Origin of the sequence: Chelatococcus sp. HY11 (genome assembly GCF_018398335.1) — a bacterium.
GTDB lineage: Bacteria > Pseudomonadota > Alphaproteobacteria > Rhizobiales > Beijerinckiaceae > Chelatococcus.
On record NZ_JAHBRX010000001.1, the window covers coordinates 922,689 to 944,320 of the forward strand.

General features: G+C 62.7%; 19 protein-coding genes. 13 read left to right on the plus strand and 6 right to left on the minus strand.

The window, feature by feature from the left end:
• Window positions 1-26 precede the first annotated feature (26 nt).
• The 4 genes from KIO74_RS04510 to KIO74_RS04525 are packed head-to-tail and all read left to right on the plus strand — an operon-like array spanning window position 27 to window position 3,835.
• Window positions 27-1,049 (plus strand): ABC transporter substrate-binding protein, encoded by a 1,023-nt coding sequence (locus tag KIO74_RS04510; RefSeq protein WP_213330894.1) that lies wholly within the window; start codon window positions 27-29, stop codon window positions 1,047-1,049.
• Window positions 1,049-2,131, plus strand: coding sequence for an ABC transporter ATP-binding protein (locus KIO74_RS04515; RefSeq protein ID WP_213330895.1), 1,083 nt, complete (start codon window positions 1,049-1,051; stop codon window positions 2,129-2,131). The genes KIO74_RS04510 and KIO74_RS04515 overlap by 1 nt, the downstream gene beginning before the upstream one ends.
• The gene (locus KIO74_RS04520; RefSeq protein WP_213330896.1) at window positions 2,100-3,011 is read left to right on the plus strand and encodes an ABC transporter permease; all 912 of its coding nucleotides are present in this window, start codon (window positions 2,100-2,102) and stop codon (window positions 3,009-3,011) included. The genes KIO74_RS04515 and KIO74_RS04520 overlap by 32 nt, the downstream gene beginning before the upstream one ends.
• Window positions 3,008-3,835: an ABC transporter permease gene (locus tag KIO74_RS04525; protein WP_213330897.1), complete on the plus strand. Its 828-nt coding sequence runs from the start codon at window positions 3,008-3,010 to the stop codon at window positions 3,833-3,835. The genes KIO74_RS04520 and KIO74_RS04525 overlap by 4 nt, the downstream gene beginning before the upstream one ends.
• Before the next feature lie 147 nt (window positions 3,836-3,982).
• On the opposite strand, the gene KIO74_RS04530 is transcribed toward KIO74_RS04525, so the two are convergent.
• From KIO74_RS04530 to KIO74_RS04555, 6 genes are all read right to left on the minus strand, one after another.
• A complete protein-coding gene (locus tag KIO74_RS04530; protein ID WP_213330898.1) occupies window positions 3,983-4,495 on the minus strand; it encodes a MaoC family dehydratase in 513 nt (170 codons plus the stop codon).
• Window positions 4,495-5,673 (minus strand): CaiB/BaiF CoA transferase family protein, encoded by a 1,179-nt coding sequence (locus tag KIO74_RS04535; RefSeq protein WP_213330899.1) that lies wholly within the window; start codon window positions 5,671-5,673, stop codon window positions 4,495-4,497. Before KIO74_RS04535 ends, KIO74_RS04530 begins: the two co-directional genes overlap by 1 nt.
• Before the next feature lies 1 nt (window position 5,674).
• A complete protein-coding gene (locus KIO74_RS04540; protein ID WP_213330900.1) occupies window positions 5,675-6,856 on the minus strand; it encodes an ABC transporter substrate-binding protein in 1,182 nt (393 codons plus the stop codon).
• Between the two features lie 13 nt (window positions 6,857-6,869).
• The gene (locus KIO74_RS04545) at window positions 6,870-8,168 is read right to left on the minus strand and encodes a TRAP transporter large permease (protein WP_213330901.1); all 1,299 of its coding nucleotides are present in this window, start codon (window positions 8,166-8,168) and stop codon (window positions 6,870-6,872) included.
• Entirely contained in the window at window positions 8,165-8,689 is a 525-nt protein-coding gene (locus KIO74_RS04550; RefSeq protein WP_213330902.1) for a TRAP transporter small permease, read from the minus strand. The genes KIO74_RS04545 and KIO74_RS04550 overlap by 4 nt, the downstream gene beginning before the upstream one ends.
• A 248-nt stretch (window positions 8,690-8,937) precedes the next feature.
• Window positions 8,938-9,918 (minus strand): C4-dicarboxylate TRAP transporter substrate-binding protein, encoded by a 981-nt coding sequence (locus tag KIO74_RS04555; RefSeq protein WP_249730858.1) that lies wholly within the window; start codon window positions 9,916-9,918, stop codon window positions 8,938-8,940.
• Between the two features lie 96 nt (window positions 9,919-10,014).
• Here KIO74_RS04555 and KIO74_RS04560 point away from each other — a divergent pair, with 96 nt between their 5' ends.
• The 9 genes from KIO74_RS04560 to KIO74_RS04600 all read left to right on the plus strand — a co-directional run bounded on the left by KIO74_RS04560 (window position 10,015) and on the right by KIO74_RS04600 (window position 21,557).
• Window positions 10,015-10,878 (plus strand): IclR family transcriptional regulator, encoded by an 864-nt coding sequence (locus tag KIO74_RS04560; protein WP_213330903.1) that lies wholly within the window; start codon window positions 10,015-10,017, stop codon window positions 10,876-10,878.
• A 121-nt stretch (window positions 10,879-10,999) separates the two neighbouring features.
• On the plus strand, window positions 11,000-11,452 hold the full coding sequence (locus tag KIO74_RS04565; RefSeq protein WP_213330904.1) for a MaoC family dehydratase: 453 nt from the start codon (window positions 11,000-11,002) through the stop codon (window positions 11,450-11,452).
• A 247-nt stretch (window positions 11,453-11,699) separates the two neighbouring features.
• The gene (locus tag KIO74_RS04570) at window positions 11,700-12,509 is read left to right on the plus strand and encodes a LuxR C-terminal-related transcriptional regulator (RefSeq protein ID WP_213324793.1); all 810 of its coding nucleotides are present in this window, start codon (window positions 11,700-11,702) and stop codon (window positions 12,507-12,509) included.
• Window positions 12,510-13,091: 582 nt separating this feature from the next.
• Window positions 13,092-15,854, plus strand: coding sequence for a xanthine dehydrogenase family protein molybdopterin-binding subunit (locus KIO74_RS04575; RefSeq protein ID WP_213330905.1), 2,763 nt, complete (start codon window positions 13,092-13,094; stop codon window positions 15,852-15,854).
• The gene (locus tag KIO74_RS04580; RefSeq protein ID WP_213330906.1) at window positions 15,851-16,420 is read left to right on the plus strand and encodes a (2Fe-2S)-binding protein; all 570 of its coding nucleotides are present in this window, start codon (window positions 15,851-15,853) and stop codon (window positions 16,418-16,420) included. The genes KIO74_RS04575 and KIO74_RS04580 overlap by 4 nt, the downstream gene beginning before the upstream one ends.
• Complete coding sequence (locus KIO74_RS04585; RefSeq protein ID WP_213330907.1) at window positions 16,417-17,037, plus strand: Isoquinoline 1-oxidoreductase subunit; 621 nt, start codon at window positions 16,417-16,419, stop codon at window positions 17,035-17,037. The genes KIO74_RS04580 and KIO74_RS04585 overlap by 4 nt, the downstream gene beginning before the upstream one ends.
• A 106-nt stretch (window positions 17,038-17,143) precedes the next feature.
• Window positions 17,144-18,253, plus strand: a complete 1,110-nt coding sequence (locus tag KIO74_RS04590) for a hypothetical protein (protein WP_249730859.1) — start codon at window positions 17,144-17,146, stop codon at window positions 18,251-18,253.
• Between the two features lie 188 nt (window positions 18,254-18,441).
• The gene (locus KIO74_RS04595; protein ID WP_213330908.1) at window positions 18,442-19,347 is read left to right on the plus strand and encodes a polysaccharide deacetylase family protein; all 906 of its coding nucleotides are present in this window, start codon (window positions 18,442-18,444) and stop codon (window positions 19,345-19,347) included.
• A gap of 419 nt (window positions 19,348-19,766) precedes the next feature.
• The gene (locus KIO74_RS04600; protein ID WP_213330909.1) at window positions 19,767-21,557 is read left to right on the plus strand and encodes an aq_1923 C-terminal domain; all 1,791 of its coding nucleotides are present in this window, start codon (window positions 19,767-19,769) and stop codon (window positions 21,555-21,557) included.
• Window positions 21,558-21,632: the final 75 nt, after the last annotated feature.

Sequence of the window (21,632 nt, forward strand, 5' to 3'; positions counted from 1 at the left end):
AACTTAAATATAAGGGGAGCGTATCCATGAAATGGAGCTTTGGAAAAACCGTCGTCAAAAGTGTGATGATGGTTGCCGCTTGCGCGCTGAGTACGGCCGCGATGGCACAACAAAAGGAGCTTATCCTTAGCGGCTTTGGCGGCGCCTATGACGAGGCGATGGCCGCAAGCGTCAAATCCTTCGAGCAGGAAAACGGAGTCAAGGTCACCATTGTTGCCGGCTCGGGCGCGAACAATATTGCGCGCGTCCGCAACAAGGAAGTCGACGTTATTGTTTCCGACCCGGTATTCGCCCTGCGTATGGAAGCGGAAAAGGCCTTCTCGCCGCTCGATCCCAATCTCGTTCCCAATCTGAAGACCCTTTATCCGAACGCCATCTACTCTGACGCAGTGGTCGCGGCGAACTTCGGCGCCTACGTGATTGCTTATAATCCCGCTGAAGTTAAGGCCCCGGAATCCTGGTACGATCTGGCAAAGCCCGAATACAAGGGCCGGGTTGCTCTCCGGGGGTTCCGCCCGGAAAACATCGACCTGATTACCCTCTTCGCGAAGCGCGCCGGCGGCAGCGAGCGCAATCCGGATGCCGGCTTCGCCGAACTGGCGAAGATCGCCAAGAACATCGACGTCTGGGTCGATGCCCATGCCAACCATCTTGAACTTTATCGCAATAACCAGATTTCGATGAGCGTGTGGACCGACGGTCGCATTGCCTGGGCGCGCAATACGGAAGGCCTCAAGATCGAAGGTGTCATTCCGAAGGAGGGCTTTTTCCCTCTGTCCTCGACGCTCAGCGTCGTCGCGGGACGGCCGAATGGCGAACTGGCTCAGAAACTCGTGAACCACCTGCTCAGTCCGGCCTCTGGCCTCAACATGGCATCGCGCCTTGGATATTTCCCGACAAACCGCGAAGCCAAGCTGCCGCCTGAGATCCAGGCCAAGATCATGATCACGCCCGACAACGTGAAGGATCTTCAAAGCGCCGATTGGAAGTATATCGTCTCGGTCTATGATAAGTGGCAGCAGCGCTGGGAACGGGAAGTTCAACGCTGATGGCCGAGCAATTTGATATTGAGCTGTCGCATTGCCGCAAGCGTTATGGCGCGTTCAGCGTCCTTGACGACGTCTCGCTCCAGGTCAAGAGGGGTGAGTTCATCACCGTTCTCGGCCCGAGCGGCTGTGGCAAGACAACGACGCTGCGTGCTATCGGGGGGTTCATGACCCCCGATAGCGGCCGCATCTCGATCCGGGGGAGGGAGGTGACCCATCTTCCTCCCTACAAGCGCAATATCGGCGTTGTTTTTCAGAACTACGCTCTCTGGCCGCACATGACTGTGGCGGAGATCCTCGGCTTCGGCCTGCGCATTCGCAAGCTGCCACGCGAGGAGATCGCCCGCCGTGTCGACCGCGCGTTAGGCATGGTGCAACTGACCGGCTTGAAGGATCGCTATCCACGGGAGCTCAGCGGTGGCCAGCAACAGCGTGTCGCCATGGCGCGCGCGCTGGCGATCGACCCCGAGGTGATCATTCTCGACGAGCCCCTCTCCAATCTCGATCGCCGGTTGCGGGAGGAATTGCGTATCGAGCTGAAGCGTCTCCAGCGTTCCCTCGGCGTGACGATGCTGTTCGTCACGCACGACCAGGAAGAGGCGTTGTCGATGTCTGACCAGGTCGTCGTCATGCAGTCGGGACGGATTCAGCAGGTCGCCGATCCGCGAACGGTTTATGAGCGTCCCGCGAACCGTTTCGTCGCGGGCTTCCTCGGCAGCGCCAACTTCCTGACAGGCGAGTTGGTGAGCGACGCCCAGGAGGACAAGGCGCAGGTCAAGCTCGGCAATGGCGCAGTCGTCGGCGCATACACCCCTTCGGCGAAATTCGCGGGGGATAGGGTCACCGTCGTCGTTCGGCCGGAGTGGTTCGTGCTTGAAAGGCAAAGTGACCAACCGCGTGAAAATCAGCTCGAAGGCACGGTCGGAGACGTGATCTACGAGGGATCGGCGGTCCGTTATGGGATCTCCCTCGATCATGATCCCGCAGCGCCGGTCTTCCTGCAGGAGCGATCGAATGCTGACGTCCTGAAACCTGGAGACAAGGTGAGGCTCAATGTCACTAACGCTGTCATCGCCACAGACTGACGACCGTGGCGGGCTCCGGGAGCGGTGTGCAGCTTGGGCTACCCGCGCGCCGCTGTTTGTGCCGTTCCTCTTCGTCGTCCTTTTCTTTTTCGTGCCCATGGCGTGGCTCGTCGCGACGAGCATGTCCACACACGAGGTCGGCAGTCCGCCCGTGTTCACCGGCACGCTCGAGCACTACGCGCGTTTCTGGACAGATCCATTCTATCTGGAGACTGCGCTCTGGACGACCGTCAAGCTTTCGGTGGTTTCCACAGCGCTCGCCTTGATCATTGGCTATGTGCTCGCCTATTACATCGCTGAACTTCCACCTGATCGGCGCGGCTTTCTGACGAGCATGGTGGTCGTCTCGCTCTCCGTGAACATCGTCATCCGGATCTTTGGTCTGAATGTTCTCCTGATGAGCGGCGGCCTTGTCGATAGCGCGCTCACTTTTCTCGGCATGCCCAGAGTCCGCATCATGTACACCGAGCTCGGCGTCCTTATCGGCCTGGTACAGATTGCCGTACCCTATGTCGTTCTGCCCCTCATCGGTGTCATCGCGGCCATCGATCCGGCTCTGAAGGAGGCGGCCGCGAGTGTCGGCGCCAACAAGTACAGGACGTTCTGGGCCGTGACATTTCCCCTGTCCTTGCCAGGAGTGGTCGCCGGCACGCTGATTGCCTTCACGCTGAATGCCGCGGCATTCGCCATTCCGGCCCTGATGGGCGGCGGCCGGGTCAGGATGATGGGCATGATGGCCTATGAGCAGGCGACCGTGCAGGGCAACTTCCCGTTTGCCGCGGCCGTCGGGATAAGCCTGACTATCCTTAGTATCGTGATCACGGCCATCTATCTGTTCGCCATCAATAGAACCTTCCGGACGGCGAGGAAAGCAGCATGACCGCCACCACAACGATGTCGAGCGGGAAGGTGCGCTGGCCATTGCCCACGGGGTTGGGAATCGCCGCATCTTGCGCGTTCATTTTCGTGGTTGCCCCCCTCATCGTGGTCGCCGGGGCCGCCTTGAACGCGGAGGCGATGTTCTTTCCGCCCCGGCAATTGACCCTTCACTGGATGATCGCGGCGCTGACGGAGGGCAGCTTTGTCAACGGCGCGCTGATCAGCTTCGTCGTCGCAGCCGTGGCGGCGACGGTTTCGACGCTTTTCGCGCTGCCGGTCGCACTCCAGTTGAGGAAAGCACCGCCCGCCGTCGCGCGGATACTGACCCTGTCATTCATGGGGCCGCTACTCGTCCCCTCGGTCATCTTCGCCTTGGCGCTCTATTCGGTAATGATGTACGCGTTCGGTGTAACCAACCTGTTCATCCTGATGATAGGCCACGTCATCATCACCATGCCCTATCCGGTGCGGACCATCACGGCGGTGACCGAGCATCTTGATCCCGCGCTGGAAGACGCGGCGAGCAGTGTCGGCGCGTCGCCCTGGCGCACCTTCGTCTCGGTTACACTGCCACTGATAAAGCCTGGTGTGATCGCCGGATTTCTCTTCGCCTTCATCACGTCGTGGAACGACTTCTCGATTTCTGTCTTTTTGACGCCACGCGAGCTGCAACCCCTGCCGATCAAGATCTACGAATATCTTCTATTCCAATACAGGCCTATCATCGCGGCGGTCTCCACCTGGTCGGTCATTGGCTCGGCCATCATCGTTCTGATCATCGATCGGCTTGTCGGTCTGAACGTCTTCACCGGCCGCCGCGCTTAGAGCACTCCCCGCTCTCATCGGATCGCCGAGACGTCCTTGTCATGGCCGGGCTTGTCCCGGCCATCCCGATTGAAGTGGACGCTAGGCGCTCTCCCGATCTGTCTCAACGCTGCTGCGTTCGGGCCGACAGCCCGAGCGATGTCGCGCTCAAGTGGCGCGGGCCTTGGCCGCGTCCCGGTATTTCACCGTCTGCAGGTGCTCGGCATACAGCACGAGCTCACCCTCGTTCTTGAAGATCTCGTAGGAGCAAACGACGAGGCCCATGTCGGGATATTTCGGCTCCTTCCGCAACCACGTGCGAATGCCGTAGATGGTGTCGCCGATGAACACCGGCTTCACGAACCTGAGCTTGTCATAGCCATAGCTGAAGCTCTGGGTGTTGTTGTGGGCGAAGAGCCCGAGCCCGTAGGAAAACACCTGCGCGCCGGAGACCAGCCGCCGGCCGAAGGCGCCTTCGGTCCTGGCGAAAATCTCGTCGCCGACGTAAGGGTGCATGTCGAGCACGAGGCTGTTGAACAGCATCGCCTCGCCCTCCGAGATCGTCCGGCGGATAGAGCGTTTGCGCTCACCGACGGCGAGATCCTCCCAGAGCCAAGTCTCCATGTTCCAGACGGGAATGTCGGCGTGGGTAGCGGGATCGGGATTGGGGTTCTTGCTCATCAGCCGACCTCTTCCTCGACGCCCAGGCCATATTCGCGCTCGATCTCATGGGTATGCTCACCAATCTTCGGCGCTCCGCGCCCCGATCGCAGCCGGTCACCGTCAACGGTGATAGGGCATCGCGTGGTGGTGAGCCTGGCGCCGCTCGTGCGCGCGACCTCCTGGAGGAAATCGAGCCGCTTGAAGGCCTCCGTTTCCAGAAGCTCACCCCAGGTCATTACCGGCGCGCACCAATAGTCGGCTGGCACCAGCCGGTCCAGCCAATGCTGCGTCGTTTGCGTCTTGAGATGATCGGCCAGGAGCGCCTTGATCGTGTCGCGGCTGTCGAACCAGGACTTGGGGTCGGCGAAGGCTTTCAGGGGCTCGCAGCCGAGGAGTTCGCCGAGCCGGACCACCGAGCCCATGGCGATGGCGATATGGCCGTCGCGTGTCTCGTAGAGGCCGTAGGGCGCGCCGAGATAGGCATGCGCGTTGTTGACGGCGCTCCGCTCGGGCTGCTTGCCGCCGTCATTGAGATACGTACTCAGCACCTCGAACTGGAAGTCGAGCATGGATTCCAGCAGGCTTACCTCCACATGGCCGCCGCGCCCGGTGACGCCGCGCCGCACGAGGCAGGCGAGCAGGCCCTGCACGAGATGGGCGCCGCAGAGAATGTCGGCGATGGCGAGCCCGGACGGCACCGGCCCGTCGCCAGCATCGCCATTGAGCCAGACGAAGCCCGAGCGGCTCTGGGCGAGCAGATCCTGGCCGGGCAGGTCCGCCCAGGGACCATCGCGGCCGTAACCCGTCACGCTGCCGTAGACGACGCGTGGGTTGACCTTGGCGACCGCTTCGTAGCCGAGGCCGAGCCGGTCGATCACGCCCGGTCGGAAGTTCTGGATGAGGACGTCTGCGCGCTCGATCAGCTTCCACAACTTGGCGATATCGGCCGGGTTCTTGAGATCGGCCGCGTAGCTTCGCTTGTTGCGGTTGATGGTGTGGAACAGCGTGCTGTCGCCATCGAGTTCGAGGTTGGAGATATAGAGCTGGCGGCAGAGATCACCGGTGCCCGGGCGCTCCACCTTGATGACGGTGGCGCCCATGTCGGCGAGGCGCAGCGCGGCGCTCGGGCCGGAGAGGAACTGGCTCAGGTCCAGCACCATGAGACCCTCGAGCGGGCGCGGGACGGTGTTTGTCATGTCAGCCACCCCCGCCGACGCCGGCCTTGCGCTGCGCGGCGGCGAACTGCGTATTGAGCTCCTCGATCAGCGCGGCATCGTCGATCTCGCCCTTGAGGCAGGCGGTTATCCGCTCGCCGAAATGCTCGAACACGGGGATCCAGCCGTCGAAGCGGGGCCGCACATGGGCGCTTTCCAGCGTCGCGAGCGTGTCGGAGAAGAAGCCGCCGCAGAGCGCGTCGTTGCCTGCGTCGGTCCAGGCGGCGAGGCTTGCGGGCTGGCCGCCGTGGGCCACGTAGTCACCGCTCTGGTGCTCCTTGCCGGCGAGCCACTTGGCGTAGGCGATGGCGGTGTCGCGGTTCTTCGAGAGGGCGCTGACGGCGATGCCGGTGCCGCCGAGCTGCGTTCCGGCCGGTCCGCGATCGCTGTGCGCCGGCGCATTGGCAAATTTGAGCCGCGGCCGCCCGTTGTCCCGGGCGTAGTTGGTGTAGCCGTAGCCATAGGCGCAATAGACGATGTCATCGCCCGATACCATCGCCTCATAGGCGTGGATCGGGTTCATGGCGGGCGCCTTCGGATGCGCGACATCGACAAGTTGGTGGAAGCGGCTGATGACCTCGCGGCCGAGCACAGGCGGCAGGAAGGTCTCCGTGTCGTCGACGATGGGATGCCCCAGATTGGCGGCGATCGAAATCACCGTGCTTATGGCATCAGTCGGGAAAGCGGTGGTGGTGATCCACTGGCCTTTGGCGCGCGCCCGGCGGCCCAGGGTGATCACCTCCTCGAAAGTCCGGGGTATCTCCGCGCCGAGATTCTCGAGAAGATCCGGCCGGCAGGAGGAGACCTGCGTCGCCGCATCGAGTGGCAGGGCCCAGATGCCCCCTTTGTAGTCGTAAGAGGGCCACGACTGGCCGACGCTGTCGGCGGCGAAGTCGGCTTTCTCCCTATCGCTCAGCACTATCGCCCAATCAACGAGATAGGGATGGGCCGCGGCGAAGCCGACGAAAGGATGATCGATGACGATGAGGTCATAAGCGCCCGCATAGTCCTCGAGCGGTGCTTCGCCGAATTCGCGCAGGCTGCGCTTGTCCCATTGGATTTCAAGGCCGGGATGGCGCGCTTCGAAGCTGGCCGCCCCGCGGGCCAGCGGATCATAGCCGCGCGGGTGGTCCCACGTCATGCCGCGGAGGATGGTCTGAGTCACGGTATCAATCCCGTCAGTTGTAGAAGAAATTCGGAAGCCAGAGCGAAAGGCCGGGGAAGGCACTCAGGATGACGAGCAGCACCATCATCATGAGGAGGTAAGGGCTGACCTCGATCGCATAGTCCTTCATCGGCACCCGGAGCACGCGCGAGGCGATGTACATCATGCCGCCGACCGGCGGCGTGACGCCCGCGATCGTCAGGTTCGCGACCATGACGATTCCGAATTGCACCGGATCAACGCCAGCTTTCTGGATGAGCGGCAGCAGCATCGGCGTCAGGATGATAAGCGCCGAGGACCCCTCGATCGCCGTGCCGATTATAATGAGCAACACGTTGATGGTGAGCAGCAGGCCGAGCGGGCTCCACTCATAGCTGGCGAGACCGGAGGCCATTTTTTGCGGCACCTGCTCCCAGGCGAGATAGAAGCCCAGCGCCGAGGCCGCGCAGATCATGATCATCACCGCGCTCGTGTCGAGCACCGCCTCCTGGATGATCGACGGCAGTTGCCGCCAGGAGAATGCGCGATAAACGATAAGGCCGATGAGCAGGACATAGACGACGACAACGGCGCCGGACTCCGTCGTCGTGAAGATGCCGTAGCGCGTGCCGAACAGGATGACGAAGGGCACCGACAAGGCCCAGAGCCCGTCGAGAAGAGCCTGCTTCACCTCCGGCAGGGTCGCGCGGCTGGTGCGCTGGGCCGCGTAGCCGCGGCGCTTCGCCACGAAATAGGTGGTGATCATCATGCCGGCGCACATCATGAGGCCGGGCACGATGCCGGCGGCGAACAGCCGGCCGATCGAGGTCTCGGTGAGATAGCCGTAGATGATGAGACCGATCGAGGGCGGCAGCAGCGAGGCGATGATCGAGGAACTGGAGGTTACCACCGCGGCAAAGGCGCGTGAATAGTTGCGCTCGGCCATCTGCAGGCCGATCGTCTTCGACAGGATGGCCGCGTCGGCGTTCGAGGAGGCGGTGAGCCCGCCGAGCAGCGTCGCGAGCACGATGCACATTTGAGCCAGAGCGCCGGTCATGTGGCCGACAAGGATCTCGGCGACGTTGAGCAGGCGCCGCGTGATGCCTGCCGCATTCATGATCGCCCCGGCCAATACGAAGAATGGCAGCGCGAGGAGCGAGATCGACTGGGTTCCTTCCGCCATCTCCTGGGCGAAGGTCGACAGCGGCACGTCGTTGCGGTTGATGATGAAGAACAGCAATGCCGGGATCGCCATCGCCCAGGTGATGGGCGTGCGCAACGCGAACAACACGAACATGAGGATGGAGGGAAGCCAGGGCGAAAGCGCGCTCATGATATATTGGCCTCATGGACATGGCCGGGAAAACGTTGGGGATCGAGCCACAGCTGGACGTGCCTGAGCAGCATCATCGCGGAGGCGAGGGCGAGCGGCGCATAGATGATCGAGCGCGGCAGGTTGAGCGCGATTGTCAGCGACTTCTGCGCATCGACAGCATGAATCGCGAAGAAGATCGTGAGTGCCGTGAAGAACGCGGCGAGCAGCCAGAAGTTGAAGAGCGCGACGATATGCTGCCAGCGCTCCGGAAACATGACGACGAGAACGTCGATATCCGAATGGAGCCGATAGCGCACGCCCGCCGCCGCGCCAAAGAAGACGACATAGGCGAAGGCTATGGTCGCCACCTCGTAACTCCAGGCAGCCGGCTGCGGAAAGATGTAACGGGTGATGACGCCCCAGATGACCGAGCCTACGACGATCACCATCGAGACGCCGGCGACGATTTCCTCAAGGGGCCACATCAGGACGCGCTGCCAGCCCTCGGCCGGGGCGCCCGCTGCGGATTGAGAAGTCATGAAGGGAACTCCGGGCAGTTGATCCACGGGAGGGGGAAGGGCCGGCTGGATATGACCCCTTCCAAGCGGCCGCAGGCATGCAGGGCGCTTTCGAGCGGGGGAGGCTGCCGGCATGCCCCCTCCGTCGCCGCTGCGCGGCGCCACCTCCCCCTGCGGAAGAGGATCGCGCCACGTTCTTCACGAATGGGGCCGGCTTGACCCAGGGCTGACTTGACCTGAGCCCACTCGCCTTGGCCGAACCGACCCGATCAGTTTGCCATGGCCGCGCGGGCCTTGGCGACGAAGCCTGGGGTGAGGTTCGGCAACTTCTCGTAGACACCGGCGCTCGCCTTCTGGAAGGCGGCCACGTCGATGTCGGTGACGAGGGTGACGCCGGCCTTCTCCAGCATCTTCGCGAACTGGTCGTCCTGCTCCAGCGTTGCCTTGGTCAGGTTCCTGGCCGAAACCTTGCCTTCCTCGATCAGGATGGTTTGCAGTTCCGGCGGCAGCTTGTTGAAGAAGCTCGTGCTTGTCACCCAGGCCGTGAACATGAGCTGGTGGTTGGTCTTTGACACGACCTTGCGCACCTCCTGGAGCTTGGAGCCCCAGATGGCGCCGAAGGGTGCTTCAGCCGCGTTGACCACATTCGACTGCAGTGCGTTATATACCTCGCCCCACGGGATTTCCGTCGGCCGGGCACCGAAGTCCTTGAACGTCTCGACCATGATGGGGGAGGGCGGCACACGCACCGTCAGGCCCTTGAGATCGTCGGGCTTGCGGATGGGCTTCTCGGAGAGCATGTGGCGCGCGCCGAACAGGCCGTTCGCCATGATGATCTTCATGCCCTTCTGCTCGAGCTTGTCCGAGACTTCCCTGAAGACCGGGGAGGCGAAAAGCTTCTCCGCCTCGTTCAGGCTACCGAAGATATAGGGCCCGGCGAGGACGCCCGCGTCGGGGACGAACTGGCCGAGCTGTCCGTAGTCCGTCATATTCATGATATTGGCGCCGGAAGAGATCATCTCGTTGACCTTCTTCTGCGCGCCGAGCTGTTCAGCCGGGAAAAGCTGCAGCTCGAGCTTGCCCTTCGAGCGCTCTTTGACGCGCGCGGCGAGGGCCTGCATCTCCTTGTAGGACGCTTCCTCCGTATTCGCGACGGACGTCGCGAAGCGGAGCTTGTAGTCCTGCGCCGCCGCAGCGCCGATAAGTGCGACAGAGATCCCGACAGCCGACAACAATGCCTTGATGGACATATGGCCCTCCCTGTAATGCAGGCGCCCCGTTTCGGGATCAGCTGCGTATTTTTACTAGTGAAAATAACTTTTATATGCCAAACCTAGGATGCCATGATGAAGTTTGTCAAGAGTATGAGAAAAGACGCGGAGGAGGACGACGGCAGCGGTAGCGGCCGCACCTACACCGTGCCGGCACTGGAGAAGAGCCTCGACGTCATCGAGTTTCTGGCGGTGCAGGACCAGCCTGTGAGCCAGAGCGGGATAGCCCAGAGTCTCGGGCGGTCGGCGAGCGAGCTTTTCCGCATCCTCACCGTGCTCAACCGTCGCGGTTGGATCACCCGGCTGAAGGACGACAGCTATCAATTGTCGTCGCGGCTGTTCGAGCTGGCGCACGGCTATCCGCCGAACAAGCGCCTCATCGATGTGGCGCTGCCATTGATGCGGGCGCTGGCTGGTGAATTGCTTCAGTCCTGCCACCTCTCTGTCGCGGACCAGGGGGAGATGCTTGTTATCCTAGGCGTCGAATCGCCCGGCCAGGCCGGCCTTTTCGTGCGCTCGGGCACGCGCTACGAGTTCGCCTCGACCGCCTCTGGCCGCGTTATGCTGGCATTGGGCTACGCGGAGCTGCTTAACAGCGAGACTACGGGCAAGGCCGAGCGGAGACCTGCGCGGGGCGATCTCGCCGCACGGCTCGAGCAGATCCGGATGAGAGGCTACGAGGAGGTGGTGGGCGAATGGCTCGATGCCGTCGTCGACATCTGCTGGCCGATCTTCAACGTGCGCGGCGAGGTCGCCGCCGTTCTCGCCATGCCCTTTCTCGCGGTGCCGGCTCTGGGCCAGGATGTGGCGACGGCCCGCGACCGGGTGAGGGCGGTGGCGGAGGAGATTTCCAGGGCAATCGGTGCTGGCGACTACCAACGCTGGCTGGACGAGGCGCGGCAAAAGGATCGCTCGCAAAAGGAGCGCCCCTCATCCTGAAGAGGCAGTCCGTTGGTTCGGCATCGCGTGTCTCGCTCCATAGCCGACGAACCTTCTTGATCTTATCCACTCTGGAAAATGCTGAGATCAAGTAGAAATCGATAAAGAATAGGGATGGAAAATGGCAACTCAGTATTTTGATGATTATGTGATCGGCGCTGAGCGCAAGACCCATGGGCGGACCATTACGGAGACAGATTTCGTGGTGCACGCCGGCCATTCCGGCGATTTCTTTCCTCACCATATGGATGAGGAATTCGCGAAGACCACGCCTTTCGGCCGGCGTATCGCCCATGGAACGATGGTCTTCACCATCGGCGTCGGGCTCACGGCCTCCGAAATCAACCCCGCGGCCTTCACCTATGGCTATGACCGCATGCGCTTCGTCAAGCCGGTGTTCATCGGCGACACCATCCACACGCTGCTTACCATTGCCGAAAAGTCCGGGGATCCCAAGCGACCGAACGTAGGTCGTGTCGTCGAACGCGGCCAGGTTCTCAACCAGAAGGGCGAGACCGTGCTCGTCTTTGACCACATCCTGATGGTCGAGCGCGGAATCCCGGCGGTCGCCTGAGCCGCGGGAAGCGTTGGCATCGCGGCAGCGGCTGCGTTGCCAGCGATCAAAACCGATGCGGGAAGAAACACGGCGTTGTCCTGTTGAATTCACCACATGCGGCAGTTACCGCCGCTCAAAACTCGTCGTTTGGCCGCCTAGATTGACGCCGTGACTTGCCGTCACTAACGTCGCGCTTGGAGCTGTTTGGCACTCAGTGGTTTATTGAGGATACAACAGTATCCGTCGATCCGTTATTGGGCGCCGTATGAATCCCGACATCACGCTGTCCTCCCCCGACCCCGATGCCGTGCTCTCCGAGGCGGATGTGCGTGACATTGTCAGACTGCTTGGCGAGGTCATCGCCTCTCGGCGTGATTTCTCCGGCGTGAAGCGGCTGCTGGTGGAGGGCATCTGCCGCCTCGTCAAGGCGGATGCATGGACCTGGAGCCTTGGCTGCGCCGTCCAGCCGGGCGAGCAGCCCATCTATCTCGGCATGGCGCATGGTGGCTTCGACGATGAGCGCTATTCCCGGCTGATCCAGGCGGCCGGTCATCCCGACATGGCCTGGACGTCGGAGAAACTCCTCGGGGAATTGCGTCAGAAGGCGTCGCACATTACGCGGGCCCGACAGCAGATCGTCGATGAGGACACCTTCGCCGCCTCAGGCGTGAATGCCTATCTTTGTAACGCGGATATCGGGCCGTTCCTGTTTTCGCTTCGGCCGATCGACAAAGGCGCCGTCAGCACCATTTCTATTTTTCGGCGCAGAAACGATCCTGCGTTCTCCGAACGCGAAGCCAGGATCGCCCATATTCTTCTCAGCGAATTGCCCTGGCTGCATGAACAGGGATGGCCCACGGACCGGGGGGTTACCGTTCCACGGCTCTCGCCACGGCTTCGGCTGGTGCTCAATCTCCTGCTTGATGGCCGCACGCGCAAGGAAATGGCCGCCAGCCTGGCGTTGTCTGAGTATACCGTCGCCCAATATCAGAAAGCTGTTTACAGCCATTTCGGTGTCAGCTCTCACACGACACTGCTGAGGCGCTTCCAGATGGGCGATGGCGGGCACCGATAGGCCCGTTGCAGAGCTCGATTTCACGATCAGGCGCGTCGCGGACCTGCGTCAAGCGCGTTTGAAGCCGCGAAAGCGAAACGGCCTCCCACGCGGCGGCGGTGCTTCCCAATTCCCCGTTAGGCTTAATATAAATCCCTCAAATGGGGGAATAGGCACTACCACTTTTGATTTGCTAGAGCTATTCCAGACAGGGTTAGGATTCGTCGCGTCGGACGCCACGGGAAAGCAAAAATAGGACTCCCGTGTCGGCGGTTTGCAGGTCTTCCAGGGCAGCGTTTGTGCGATCAGTATAGAATTGTATAACCAGAAGCACAGTTCGGATTCGATGCGGGGGGCAGCGAATAGACTATGGTCGAAATAAAATCATTGATGGGATGCTCTCATCCCAGCGACGACTGCGAGAGGGTTGCGAAGTCGAAGATCAATGGCGGCTTGCCGAGGCGGGTCAACGCTTTGACAGGCGGTCCAGATGTCTTCCTTCGCTAAATTAGGTTCTCCCAAAGAATAGACGTCCGGCGTTTCGTTTCTTGGAATGCTGACCGTTTTCCTACATTACTTGTACTCTCCCAGGATCGCGAAGACATGCATCCCTCGCGGCGCGAGTTTTTGAGGTGGGGCACCGTGAGCGGTATCATGCTGAGCATGAGCCGCTTTGCGGGCGCACAAGCCCCGAGTGTTCCCGTGGGGGCGGCGGCGGGTAGCCAGGCTTCGCCGTTCCCACCCAAGGGGCGGATCGACGGCTTCGCCAAGGTGACGGGGGCCAAGCTTTATCCCTCCGATTTCCGAGCTGCCGACATGCCCGGCTGGCCCGCGGAGACGGCCCACGCGCTGCTGGTCCGCACCCCCGATGCCACGCGTATCTATCAGGGCATCGATCTTGCCGCGCTCGATGCGGCGTCACGGCCGACGATGGTGGTGACGGCGGAGGATGTCGCCAAGGCGGGCGTGCGGGTGCCGGCTTTCTATGCCGGGGATCTCTTTTGCCCCGCGGGACAGACGCCGCTTTATCTCGGCCAGCCCGTGGCACTTCTGCTGTTTACCAGCTTCGATGCCTATGACAGGGCGCGCACCGCGTTTCGCAATGGCAATCTGTTGCGGTTCGGCGCCGAGACCGGGCCGATCAAGCAACCCAACTACACGGCGCTCCGTTTTACCCGGATCGCCGGCCCGACCCCGAACGCGCCCGACGTGTATTCCCCCGTCCAGGAGGGCTGGGTCGGCCCCGGCTTCACGGAGAGTTCCGGCCGGCCGATCTGGAAACCCCTTCCGGTGTCCCAGGGCGGCGATTACGCCAAGGGCGCAGCCTTCGGCGAGGAGGTCCGCCAGTCTCTCGCGACGCCGGCGCCTGGCCTGTTCGTGCTCGACCGGAGCTTCGAGACGCAATCGATCGACCCGATGTTTCTCGAGCCGGAAAGCGGCCTAGCCTGGTATGAGCCAGGTTCGCGGACGCTGGACATCCTGCTCGGCGTGCAGTCGCCCTTCGAGGCCGCGAGTTCCGTCGCTTTTCTTCTGGGTGAAGCGCAACCCGGCTTCAAGCCCGCCCGTATCAACGCGCGGTTCGCCTCGATCGGTGGCGGGTTCGGCGGGCGCGACCACACGCCCTTTCCCCTTTATGTCGCGCTCGCGGCGATGTTCCTGCCCGGCCGTCCCGTCCGCCTTGCCCATGACCGCTTCCAGCAGTTTCAAGGCGGTATCAAGCGACACGCTTTCAAGATGCGCTCGCAGATCGCCATCGACCGCGCGACCGGCAAGATGCTGGCTTTCGCTGCCGATCATGTTCTCGATGGCGGCGGCCTCGCCAATTATTCGGCAAGTGTCGCGGTGGTCGGCGCGACCGCCGCCATCGGCATCTACGACATCCCCAAGGTGGACGTGACCACCGTCGCGGAACACACGCGCGGTGTGACCGCCGGGTCGATGCGTGGCTATGGCACGTTGCAGACGCTGACCGCGCTGGAGACCTTGATCGACGAGGCGGCCAGCGCCTTGAAGATCGACCCGATCGAGCTTCGGCGGCGCAATCTCCTCAAGACCGGCGGCCGCACCATGACGGGCAATCCGTGGACCGTCTCGGTGCGGACGCCGGAGATCCTGGACAAGCTCGCCGCTCACCCCATCTGGCGGGATCGCGTCGCGCGGAAAGCCGCGGGCAAAGGCGTGCTGGTGGGCACGGGTGTGGCCTGCTGCACGAAGGACTACGGCACCGGCGCCGACTGCTCGCTCGGCCGGGTGGAGGTCGCGCCCGATGGCGCCATCACAATCCATGCCGACGCCGTCGAGATGGGCAATGGCATCGGCACCGCGATCGCCCGGCGCGTCGCCGCGGTCCTCGGGCGAACGGCCGATGCCGTGAATGTCGCGCGGATCAACATGTTCGACGAGCTGGGCCTCGTCACATCAGGCGATCCCTACACGATGAGCCAGGCCGAACAGGACGCGGCGGCGAAGGATCCGCGCTGGGTGCCGGAGATTTCCTCCGCCACAAGCGCCTCCATCGGCGCGCATGTCGGCACGCAGGCGGCGGCGCAGGCCGCGCGTGTGGTCTTTCGCTTCGGGATGTGGCCGGCGGCGCTGGACCTGTGGGGCATCAAGGCCGGCGATCCACGTGAGTTCCTGTTCGAGCAGGCCTTCTGGCAGGGCAATGAGCTTATCCTGTCCGGCCTGCCGCCGCTTGCCCAGGCCGATGTGGCGGCGAGGGCCCATCAGCGCGGCGATGTCACCGGGGCGATGGCGCATGCCTTCTCGCGCTGGGCCTGGGCCCAGGCGGCATTCCCGCTTGGCGGGATGAACTGGGCGGCGGATATCGACGCGCTGGCGGTCCGCCGCGCGAATGGTGCTTTCACCGTGCTGGACCGCAGCTTCGTTTTCTTCCCGCCGACGGATTACAACCGCATCGGCACCGCGTTCACGTCGTCCTGCGGCACGGTGGTGCGCATCGAGATTACCCCGGCGAGCGGGGCCGTCCGCGTCACCGATGCCTACAGCGTGTTCGAATGCGGTGAGGTGCTGGTGCCCGAGCTGGTGCAGGGGCAGGCGCAGGGCGGATTTGCCATGGGCGTCGGCTACACGCTGCTCGAAACCCTGCCGCCCTTCGAGGACGGTCCCGGTAACGGACGCTGGAATCTTGGCGATTATGTCGTCGCGCGCGCTTCCGATGTGCCGCTGCACAACCTGGAGATCGAGGTGCTGCCTCCGGTCTCGCCCAAAGAGCAGCCCAAGGGCATGGCTGAGGTCATCATGATCCCCGTCGTGCCGGCCTTGCTCAATGCCATCCATGACGCGACCGGCCACCGCTTCCAGTCGCTGCCCGTCACGCCGGCTATGCTGAAGAGGGCTCTGACGTGACTGCCCTGTCCCTGACCATCAATGGCCGCGCGCACGGTCCGATCGAGGTTCGCGACGATTTGTCGATGAACGACTTCCTGCGCGAGGTGCTTGGCATGACGGGCACCAAGTTCGGCTGTGGCGCCGCCCAGTGCCTGAGCTGCGTCGTCATCATCGATGAGCCGGACGGCACGAGCTACACCAATCCGACCTGCGTCGTGCCGGCGGTTAACTTCAATGGCAGGCGTATCCGCACGGTGGAGGGCCATGCGGCAGGAGGCACGCTCACGCCGCTGCAGACCGCCTTCATAGAGCATTTCTCCTTCCAGTGCGGCTACTGCACCGCCGGTTTTCTCAATGAGGGGCAGGTGCTGCTGGAGCGCCTCGCGGCGACCCCCATTCCGCGCGCTGAGCTCGAAAAAACGATCCTCGAGGCGCTCGACGGGCATTTGTGCCGCTGCACCGGCTATGTGCGCTATCACCAGGCGGTCCGTGACGTGATCCTCGCCGAGCCGGCCCGCTACCTCCTGGCCGAGGCGGGCGCCGGCGCGGAGACCGCGCCTCCTCTCACGGGGGAACGGCGATGATCTCCATCTCGCGCTTCTCGGCCCATGTTCTGGCCACCGTGGCGGTGAGCCTCGTCGCCGGCTTCGTCGCGTCCCATTCGGTGCGTGGCGCGCCCGCGAACACGCTCGCAGCGCCGGAGAGTTTCGCGACCATCACGGATGAGCGCGCGCGCTCCGTGGCTCTCTTCGGCGAGATCGGCAAGGTGATTATGAGCCCGCGCTGCATGAATTGCCATTCCGCCGGTGACCGTCCGCGACAGGGGGACAACCAGCGTCCGCATCAGCCGCCGGTGTTCCGTGGCGCCGATGGCATGGGCCTGCCGGCGATGCGCTGCGCGACCTGCCATCAGAAGGGCAATTTCGACCCGGCCCGCATGCCCGGCCACGATCCCTGGGCGATGGCTCCGGTCGAGATGGTCTGGGAGGGCAAGACGCTCGGGGAAATCTGCGTGCAGATGAAGGATCCCGCGCGCAATGGCGGCATGTCGCTCCCCGATATCGTGCATCACATCGGCGACGACGGCCTTGTCGGCTGGGCGTGGTCGCCGGGCGTCGGGCGCACGCCCGCTCCCGGCACACAGAAGGAAGCAAAGGCCCTCGTCGAGGCCTGGGTCAAAAGCGGGGCAGCCTGTCCATAGCCGGGCGCGGCCGGGCCGCGTCAGGTGCACTAAGGCATTGTTCTAACGCATAAAAACTACGCGGAAACGAAACAGATTCTCGCGATCAAGCGCTGGGGAAACGTCGATGACCTACGTGAAAACTTTACGCTGTGCCGCGCTTTCGGCGCTGCTGTGCGGTGTCGGGGCCGGATCCGCCTGGGCGCAGGACCAGTCGGGCATTCCCAGCTATATGGACGTGATCGTGGGCGCCAAGATTCCCGACGCGGCCGAGACCGCCAAGCAGAACGTGCTCGCCCTCAACACCGGCATGTTCCAGCTCTATGGCGATGCCAGCAAGCTCGTGCAGGGCAGCATCCTGTCGCAACACCCGGTCATCCTCGGGTTGTTCTCCGGCGCCGGCGGCCGCTTCATTCTCTATCGGCCGGGCAAGCCGCCGCTGGAGGCGCCGCAGGTTCCGGATGTCTACCAGCTTCTGAAGTCGGTCGGTCACAGCGTGATGGCGCTCGGCGTCGTCGCGGGCCCCCATATCGGCAAGCAGAACGACGGTTCCTTCCAGCCCTCGCTGCTCGCCTATCGGGTGCGGCTGCAGGCGGCTCTGGACAGTCTCGACAAGACCAGCATGCCCGAGGAATGGCGTGCCAATAATCGCGAACTGATCCAGGAGAACATCGCCTTCATCGACAAGGTGGCGGACGGCACGGTCGTCAGCTTCGCGGAGGTGCAGGCTTTCGCGGCGAACCAGAAAAACCGCCTGAAGCTCAACATTCGCTGGGCTGCCGACACGCAGGTCAAGCACTGGATAGGCGTGCTGGCGGACTGGAAGAAGGAGCTCGGTGACGACTGGAGCAAGGTCTACGCCGCCAGCAACACGATCTATGTCGCGCGGCAGAACAACGTGCTGTACAGCGTGCTCGCCCAGTTCTTCTCGCCGGAGGACATCAACTCCCGGCTGATCCTGATCGAGACCGTTTCCTTCACCTCGACGCCGCAGGACATGCTCGAGTCGTTGACGCGCATCATCGCGGACCGGACGGTGGGGGAAACCTTCTTCGGCAGCCGCTACCTGATGGACTATGAGCTCATGGGCGGTGATGCCCGTGACAGCATTGTCGCGGAAACCAAGGCGCGCGGCATCACGACCCACCTGCCGCCCAAGGTGCCTTTCGGGTCCAATCAATGGCCGACGCTGATCACGCCCGGCCCTGGTCCTGCCTCCTTGGCGGATCTGCCGTAAAGGTCATTCCGACGTCCGACGCGCCCGCTTGCGCGTTGCATCATGCCTCGCCTGTCATTCGTGAACAGGCGCGGCGCTGCGGCAAGCTGGCACGCGTGTGAGAAACTCCAGCTCGGGAGATGGGGCTGATGTCGCGTGTATGGTCTGGCCGCCGATGCCTGGCTGTATTTGCAGCCATCGCTCTCATGATGACTGCATTATCACATGCCTTCGCGCAGACGAGCCGCGATTGGCTGACCGATCTGCCGCGCGAAACGGTCCAGGTCAAAGCCTGGCCAAACGGCAAGAAGGTCGCCGTGATCTTCGTCCTCTATGTCGAAGTGTGGGGGCCGGGGAATGGCCCGAGCCTGCGCGCAGACATGACCTCTCGGAATCCGGACGTCGTGAACGGCGCCTTCCGGCAATATGCCATCGAATGGGGATTGCCCCGGGTTGGCCGGCTGTTCGCCGAACAGGGGGTGCCGCTGACCTTTGCCCTGAACGCGCTTTTCCCCTCCAGCTATCCAACGGTCTGGCGGGCGCTGCGCACCAGTGTCCCCCATGCGCCAATACTTGGCCACGGCATGAACAACACGACGCAATTGCTTCCGCTGAACGAAGGCATTGGAGCGCAGCAAGCCTACATCAAGCAGACTTTGGATCTGATCGAGCGTGACACCGGAGAGCGGCCGATCGGCTGGTCGAGCCCCAGCGTCTATCCGAATGCCGATACATTCTCGGCAAGCGCGGCGGCGGGTATCCGCTACACGCTGGACGGCATGGATTCCGATATCCTCAGCCGGTTGCAGACGCCTTCTGGTCCCCTGCTGCAAATTCCTTATCCCGCTGTCACGGTCGATATGGGCCATTATCTGACCCGAGGCATGGAGCCTGTTGACCTCGAAAAGCTCTGGATCGACTATGTCTCGGAGCTTGCGCGCGAGGCACGTGTGGACCCGGAGCGCGAAGCCACGGTCGTCGCAATCGGCATCCATCCGTTCGTGGTCGGCACGCCGACCGGCGCTGCCGCTATGCGCCGCGTCCTGGAGACTCTGAAGACGCTCGACGAGGTCTGGCTCACCGAGACCCGGGCGGTCTTTGATTCCGTGCGTTGACTCGGTTGGACCCGCGAAAGCCCCTTGTTCACGTGTGCTGTCAGGAAATACTTGCGCGGGTCAGACTGGGATGAACCTTCAACGGATTGGGGAGCAGAATGATATGGACTTAGCTTCCCGTGACGATCCAGAGGCAGCCGTCCGCCCGCACGACCTCGATGAAAATGGGTTGTCCGATAACCGGCAAGGGCGCGGCCATCCCGAATGACTCGCGCGGTCAGGCCTCAGTATTTTAGGCGGCTACCTCCGACGGCTGTGCCGAGATCCAAAGGCTTAGCGTTATGTCGTGCCGCTGGTCGACCGTAGAGTTCGCCCGGACGCAGCGCCTACGCCGTCTGGCTTGCTCTCTCTCTGAGAAGAAATCTGCCAATGTGTGTTCCGCCTTCTAACGGCGTGTTCGCTTGAAAAAGGGAAACGTCATGGGAATACACGGGGCTCTGCGTGGCTTGCCCACCGCGTTGGCGATCCTCGGCGCCGTTCAGGTCATGGCCGTTCCCGACATGGCCGATGCCCAGCAGTCGCCGGCTCGAACGCCGCTCAATCTTGCCACCGATAGTCTCACCCAGTCGCTGTCGATCCCAACGATCGCGCTGCCGGGCGTCAATCTCACTGGAGAACGGCTGAAAGCCCTCCTGAACGGCGGCGCGCGTGGACTTCGCGGAATGACAGCGATCAATGCGAAGCGCATTTCCGTTCCTGAGATAAGACTAACTTTCGCGGCTTCCGGCAATGAGAAAGGGCAGGGTGGTACACCGGGGCTCAGCCTCACGAGCATCCTGCTGGAGGACGTCCGTGGTGGGCGTGCCGGAACTGTCACGATAGGAACTGTCGGCTGGAAAACGCAGGCTGGAACAGCCAGGCTCGACAATGTTGTGATCCACGACGTCGATATCGAGGCTGCGCTGGCGCTCTACGGCGGGAGCGCGCAAGGTGGCGCGACTGGGATGAGGGCCATCGCCGCCAAAATGACGGCAACTGGCGGCAATATCATGTCGCGGGGCGTCCATTGCACCGCTGGCGCAATCGCCGTTGGCGCACTGAGGGTTCGGCAGGGTTCAACCTCATCGGCCGTGACGGCCATATCGATGGTCGAAGCCGGGGAAGCGGCAAATTCGGCCGGCGTAGGGCACCTTTGGTGGCTTCTGGCCGCCTATCAGCGCGTCCTGAATGATTTTGAAGCGGATGGTGGGGATCTTCAAGATTACCATTGCGCGGCGAGTATTGCCGGCACGCCTGATACGACAGTCGATATCGAGCGCGTAACGATGGGCCCTTTGCGAGGCGGCGTCGATCCTGCAGTCGCAATGGAGGGCCTTTCGGTCAGGTTCGCCGGTGATCCGGCTGTCTCAATCCGTCAAGCCAACTTGAAGCCAATTGATCTGACGCGTTCTATCAGCGCGTTAAGAGCCGCACCGGCGGAGATAAAGTCCGATTGGTTGATCGCGAATATCCGCGCCTTGCTTCCCTCCATCGAGGCCTTCTCGTTCGAGGACGCGGTGTTTTCCATCCCGCTCTCCAGCAATCCCGGAGGCCGGCAGAGCCTGGAGATTTTGAGCTTCGATGCCAAGTTTGCGAATTACCGCAACAACGTTCCGACGTCGATCGACGTCGATAGCATCGGCATCAAGTTCGATCTGCCGGAGGGCCCTGGTGTCCCTGGCGCCGCTGCTTTGCGGACGGCGGGTGTTTCGCGCTTCAATGGCACGGCACGCGTCACCCTCGGGTGGAACGAAAGCGAGGAGACGATCGGTGTTCATGAGCTGTCCCTCACGGGGCGAGAACTCGGGGGAGTTTTCCTGAGTGGTGAGATCGCAAACGCGGGCAGTGCCTTGTTCTCCGCGACTGCTGGTGAGACGCTGTCGGCAGTCCAGAATGTGACGGTGAAGTTCGTGACGATCTCAGCCATCGATTCAGGCCTCGGCGATCTGATCGCACGGTATTTCGCACAGCTTCAGGGAGGTGACCCTGCGGCGGTGAGGAGCGTTCTGGCGGATAAGGCCAAGGGCATCGTGAGCGCCGCGCTCGCGTCTTCACCATCGGTCGCGGCTATCGCCGACGCCGTGGGTGCGCTCGCCAGCGGTTCCAGGAAAAACCTCAACGTCACAATCCAGGCTTACGGGAACGGGCTCGACATTGCAGATCTGTCGGACATCGTGATCAACTACCCGGCTCTTCTGCAGCGGGTGAGGATCGACGCCGAGGCAAAATAGTTGGGGTATGTTTGAGGGATCCTTGAGCAGACACGTGGGGTGAAAAGCGCGCGAAACGGAACACCGGCAGAGTGC